5 protein-coding genes are annotated in these 5,566 nt (G+C 62.4%); 2 read left to right on the top strand and 3 right to left on the bottom strand.

Going from position 1 to position 5,566, the window contains the following annotated elements:
• The 3 genes from EN991_RS21325 to EN991_RS21315 form a co-directional block, all read right to left on the bottom strand.
• Positions 1-1,962 (bottom strand): helicase-related protein (locus tag EN991_RS21325; RefSeq protein WP_206519226.1); only part of this gene is annotated, 1,962 nt, incomplete at its 3' end.
• A 728-nt stretch (positions 1,963-2,690) separates the two neighbouring features.
• A complete protein-coding gene (phbB, locus tag EN991_RS21320; protein ID WP_013529183.1) occupies positions 2,691-3,416 on the bottom strand; it encodes an acetoacetyl-CoA reductase in 726 nt (241 codons plus the stop codon).
• Positions 3,417-3,614: 198 nt separating this feature from the next.
• Entirely contained in the window at positions 3,615-4,793 is a 1,179-nt protein-coding gene (locus EN991_RS21315) for an acetyl-CoA C-acetyltransferase (RefSeq protein WP_024502944.1), read from the bottom strand.
• Between the two features lie 86 nt (positions 4,794-4,879).
• On the opposite strand from EN991_RS21315, the gene EN991_RS41685 reads away from it, so the two are divergent.
• Both EN991_RS41685 and phaR read left to right on the top strand, forming a co-directional pair.
• On the top strand, positions 4,880-5,008 hold the full coding sequence (locus EN991_RS41685) for a hypothetical protein (RefSeq protein WP_255337222.1): 129 nt from the start codon (positions 4,880-4,882) through the stop codon (positions 5,006-5,008).
• A gap of 84 nt (positions 5,009-5,092) precedes the next feature.
• A partial coding sequence (gene phaR / locus EN991_RS21310; protein WP_127369487.1) for a polyhydroxyalkanoate synthesis repressor PhaR occupies positions 5,093-5,566 on the top strand: 474 nt, incomplete at its 3' end.

Below are 5,566 nucleotides of genomic sequence, written 5' to 3'. Positions count from 1 at the left end.
GCGGCTGATGAGGCCGAAATTCTCGACCAGCTGGAAGGCGATGCCACGGCCGATGCCGGAAATCTGGTCGGCGTTTTTCAAGTCGACCAGCGGCTTCAGCAGCGACTCGATCTGGAAATTGACGAAACGCTCGGCACGCGCGGCGACCTTGTCGCGCGCCGGGCCGGTCAGCTGTTCGTCGGCCAGCAGCACCAGCCGCGGCTTCAGCGCGTCTTCGCCTGATACAAGCGTGCCGATCGGCGCACCGATCCAGCGCAGCGTGCCATCCGACCCGAGCGCGATATCGCCATTGGCCGAGGCGCCGAAGCGTTCGGCGCGCGCCTCGAACTCGGCGGCCAGCGCCTTCTGGGCAGCGGTGCGCACCGCCTTGGCGTCTTCGCCGCCGGCGGTCTGGTCGGCGGTGAAGCGGAACCCTTGCAGCTCGCCGACATGGTGGCCTTCGACAAGGACGGTTCCGGTAGAACTAATTTCGGCTTCAGGCATGGTATTTTCTCTAAGGCGCCGCATGAGGACGGAAGTCCTGCGGTCTACGAAGCGTTTCGTCAACCGCTCATGCAGCGCATCCGACAATCTGTCTTCGATTTCGCGCGTCTTTTCCTGCCAGTGTGCCTGATCGGCCAGCCAGCCGGGCCGGTTCGACACGAATGTCCAGGTGCGGATCTGGGCAATGCGATGCGAGAGCGTATCAATGTCGCCCTCTGTTGTGTCGGCGCGGCGCACCTGCTCGGCCATGTAATTCTCGTCGACATGGCCGTGGCGTGCGAGGTCCGTGTAGATCGAGGCAATGAGGTCGGCATGCTGGGCCGGCGCGATCCTGCGGTAGTCGGGCAGCGCGCAGGCTTCCCACAGCAGCGCCACGCGCTTGGCATTGGTGGTGAGTGCGCGGATGTCCTCGTCGCGCGACAGATGCTCGAGCGCCTGTGCATCGACGGCAGGCAATGCCCGTGTCAGTCCCTCGACCGGGGCGTTGGTTTCGATCGAGCGCTTCAGCGCGTCGAGGCTGGCAAAGTCGAAATGTGCGGTGCGCCATTGCAGCACCTTCACCGGGTCGAAGTCGTGGCCTTCGATCTTCTTGATCAGATCCTCGTCCAGCGGGTCGACCTGGCCGGTGACACCGAACGTGCCGTCGCGCAGATGCCGGCCGGCGCGGCCGGCGATCTGGCCAAGCTCGGCCGCCGTCAGATTGCGGTACTGGAAGCCGTCGAACTTGCGATTCTGGGCGAAGGCGACGTGGTCGAGATCGAGGTTGAGACCCATGCCGATGGCATCGGTGGCGATGAGGTAGTCGACATCGCCGGACTGGAACAGCGCCACCTGGGCGTTGCGGGTGCGCGGCGAGAGCGCGCCGAGCACGACGGCGGCACCGCCCTGCTGGCGGCGGATCAACTCGGCGATGGCGTAGACCTCGTCGGCGGAAAAGGCGACGATCGCCGTGCGCCGCGGCAGGCGGGTCAGCTTCTTGGAGCCGGCATAGGCAAGATGCGACAGCCTCGGCCGCGTCACCACCGAGACACCCCTCAGCAGGCGCTGCAGGATACTTTGCATGGTGGCGGCGCCCAGCAGCAGCGTTTCCTGGCGGCCGCGCAGGTGCAGGATGCGATCGGTGAAGATGTGGCCGCGCTCGAGGTCGCCGGCGAGCTGCACCTCGTCGATGGCGACGAAGGCGGCGTCGGTCTCGCGCGGCATGGCCTCGACGGTGCAGACCGAATATTTGGCGCCCGGTGGCTGGATCTTTTCCTCGCCGGTAATCAGCGCAACCTTGTGGGCGCCGACCTTTTCGCAGACGCGGGCGTAGACCTCGCGCGCCAGAAGCCTGAGCGGCAGGCCGATGATTCCACTCTCATGCGCCACCATGCGCTCGATGGCGAGATGGGTCTTGCCGGTGTTGGTCGGCCCGAGCACGGCGGTCACGTCGCGGCCCGACAGGATCAGCGGCTCAGTGTGTTTGGGCTGGATGTTCATCAACCTAGAATAAGGCTTCCGGGACCTGGAGATAAGGCTTCTGGCCTCTGGTTGTCGGGAGCGTGCCTCAAATGGGCGCGTATGACAGGCGACACATAGGGATTTCGGGCGCGAAGCGAAAGCGGAATGTTCCGTCGGCAGCCAGAAGGTGGTTCTGTCAAGCTCTCAATCAGATGCGGATTAACGGATAGAACGAGTCTGGAACGAATCGGCGACGAATCAGTGACTCCTGCAGATTCAGCTTTTGTTCACGGCTATATGTGGATTTCGCGGCCGCGACACGCACCACATGCTGAATCGCTGAACTGGCCCGTTTCGTGCTAAGAGGGCATTGCCATTAACCTTTGTCGATAAACGATCACAGTGGCTTGGCATGCCTCGACCAAGGTTATGAAATTGTTGATCTTTCTTAATCCGCGTTAAGCAATTGGCAGGCGATTCCGGCTGTCGTCGTTAACGTTCAGCTCAAAGCCGGAACGAATCGGCGACGAATCAGCGATAGCGGAATTTTCCCGTTTTGTTCACCCCAATATCTTGTGTTGTGAACAGCTTATCCACCGAGAATCCACAGGCTTGGAAGCAGGTTTCGCACAGGCCGGCCGGGCCGCTGTTAACCTCTGCGTGCCGGATTGGGTCAGCAGCCGTGCTGTCACTTCGAAGGACCATGGCGCCAACGAAAAACGGGCCGGCGCGCCGGCCCGCCGATCTCTGCGCCTACATCGCCGTCGTCAGGCGAAATACTGGCCGCCATTGGCCGTGATGGTCGAGCCGGTGATGAAGCCGGCATCTTCGGATGCGAGGAAGACGACGCAGCGCGCGATTTCCTCGGGCTCACCGAGGCGGCCGACAGGAATCTGGGGAATGATGCGCTCGTTGAGCACCTTCTCGTCGATCGCCTTGACCATCTCGGTGGCGATATAGCCGGGACAGATGACGTTGACCGTGATGCCGGCGCGCGCCCCCTCTTGGGCGAGAGCCTTGCTGAAACCGATATCGCCGGCCTTGGCGGCGGAATAGTTGACCTGGCCGGCCTGGCCCTTCTGGCCGTTGATCGAGGAGATGGTGATGATGCGGCCGAACTTGCGGTCGCGCATCCCGCTCCACAGCGGATGCGTCATGTTGAAGACGCCGGACAGGTTGGTGTCGATGACCTCTTTCCACTGCTCGCGCGTGATCTTGTGGAACATGGCGTCGCGGGTGATGCCGGCATTGTTGACCAGCACCGAGACCGGGCCGAGATCGGCCTCGACCTGCTTGATGCCGGCGGCGCAGGCATCATAGTCGGCGACCGACCATTTGTAGACCGGAATGCCGGTCTCAGCCTTGAATTTCGCCGCTGCGGCGTCATTGCCGGCATAGTTCGCCGCAACCGAATAGCCGACGGTCTTCAATGCGATCGAGATCGCCGCGCCGATGCCGCGCGATCCGCCTGTGACGATTGCTACCTTGGTCATGCATTTCCCCTTTTTTGATATCGCCCTGTTGTCGGGCTTGGCAGGCACTGGATACAGAACGGGCGGCTAAAGCGCGTCGCGCTGAGGTAGATTCAGGCGATGCGCTTCAGATGTTTGGTTTTATGCATGTCGGTGTTCCCAAAACCGCTGCGCGCTTTTGGGCGACATGCATGCACGCCGCCCTTTTAGTGACTTTCTTCAGAGTGCTTCGACACACATGGCGACGCCCATGCCGCCGCCGATGCACAGGGTAGCGAGACCCTTCTTGGCGCCGCGCCGGCGCATTTCGAAGACCAGCGTGTTGAAGACGCGAGCGCCGGACGCACCGATCGGATGGCCGATGGCGATGGCGCCGCCATTGACGTTGACGATCGAGGGATCCCAGCCCATGTCCTTGTTGACGGCGCAGGCCTGCGCCGCAAAGGCTTCGTTGGCCTCGACCAGGTCGAGATCGCCGACCGACCAGCCGGCCTTCTCCAAGGCCTTGCGCGAGGCGGGAATGGGTCCGGTGCCCATGATCTGCGGATCGACGCCGGCGGTTGCCCAGGACACGATGCGCGCCAGCGGGGTGATGCCGCGCCTCACCGCTTCCGCTTCGCTCATCAGCAGCGCGCCGGCGGCGCCGTCATTGATGCCGGAGGCGTTGGCGGCGGTTACCGTGCCGTCCTTGTCGAAAGCCGGTTTCAGCTTGGTCATGGCGTCGATCGTGGCGCCGTGGCGGATGTATTCGTCCTGGTCGACGATGGTGTCGCCCTTCTTGCCCTTGATGGTGACGGCGACGATCTCGTCCTTGAACTTGCCGGCCTTCTGCGCGGCCTCGGCCTTGTTTTGCGAGGCGAGCGCGAACTGGTCCTGGTCTTCGCGGGTGATCTGGAACTGACGCGCGACGTTTTCGGCTGTGTTGCCCATGTGGTAACCGTTGAAGGCGTCCCACAGCCCGTCCTTGATCATGGTGTCGATCAGCTTGAAGTCGCCCATCTTGACGCCGGCGCGCAGGTGCTGGGCATGCGTCGAAAGCGACATCGATTCCTGGCCTCCGGCGACGATCACCTTGGCATCGCCGATGGCGATCTGCTGCATGCCGAGCGCGATGGCGCGCAGGCCCGAGCCGCAAACCTGATTGAGGCCCCAGGCGGTGGTTTCCTTGGGCAGGCCGGCATTGATCGATGCCTGGCGGGCCGGGTTCTGGCCTTGCGCGGCGGTCAGCACCTGGCCGAGGATGACCTCGTCGACCTCGCCTGGTTCGACGCCGGCACGCGACAGCAATTCCGTGATGACGACGGCGCCGAGCTCATGCGCCGGGGTGGCGGCGAAAGCGCCGTTGAAGGAGCCGACCGGCGTGCGCGCCGCACTGGCAATGACGATGGAAGCGGACATTTTCTTCTCCAGACTTCAAGGGTGTTGCTCTGTCGTTGGGGACTTTTCTTGCCCTTTCCCAACCCCAAGTCAAACCGGAAATGGGCATGGCGCCCATGCGCCGCAAGCAGGCCATGCCTTGCCATGGCGGCCATTCGTCCATTGCTGCGCAGCATATTTTGCCTGCCATGCAGCATTTAGTGATCCCGCACTGCACAAACTGCTTGGAATTGTGAGGCTTTTGCGCATATCCTCAAAAAAGGCACAATCGTTATCGGCGGCTTACTCAGAGGCGCGCCGGTGTCCCCGGGAGGATGTAGATGGCCGCTAAAGACGATCCGATCATCATCAAGAAATACGCCAATCGCCGCCTCTACAACACCGGCACCAGCACCTATGTGACGCTCGAGGACCTCGCCGAGATGGTCAAGAAGGGCGAGGAGTTCACCGTCCAGGACGCCAAGACCGGCGACGACATCACGCATCCGGTGTTGACCCAGATCATCTTCGAACTGGAGAACAAGGACGGGCAGAACATGCTGCCGATCCCGTTCCTGCGCCAGCTCATCGCTTATTACGGTGACCAGATGCAGATGATCGTCCCGAGCTTCCTCGAACAGTCGATGCTTGCCTTTTCCAAGGAGCAGGAGCGTTTTCGCGAGCAGATGAAGGGGGCGCTCGGCAAGTCGCCGCTCGACATGATGAAGATCACCACGCCGATCAAGGCGCTGGAGGAACAGACGCGCCGCAACATGGAAATGTTCCAGAATGCGATGCGGCTGTTCACGCCGTTC

This window comes from Mesorhizobium sp. M7A.F.Ca.US.005.03.2.1, assembly GCF_003997795.1.
GTDB lineage: Bacteria > Pseudomonadota > Alphaproteobacteria > Rhizobiales > Rhizobiaceae > Mesorhizobium > Mesorhizobium ciceri.
This window is presented reverse-complemented; position numbering and strand designations above follow the sequence as displayed.

What these genes read in the sequence shown, in the direction of transcription:
- phbB (WP_013529183.1), bottom strand. Translation starts at nt 3,416, where the DNA reads ATGACCAAGGTAGCAATCGTCACAGGCGGATCGCGCGGCATCGGCGCG.
- EN991_RS21315 (WP_024502944.1), bottom strand. Translation starts at nt 4,793, where the DNA reads ATGTCCGCTTCCATCGTCATTGCCAGTGCGGCGCGCACGCCGGTCGGC.
- EN991_RS41685 (WP_255337222.1), top strand. Translation starts at nt 4,880, where the DNA reads ATGGCGCCCATGCGCCGCAAGCAGGCCATGCCTTGCCATGGCGGCCAT.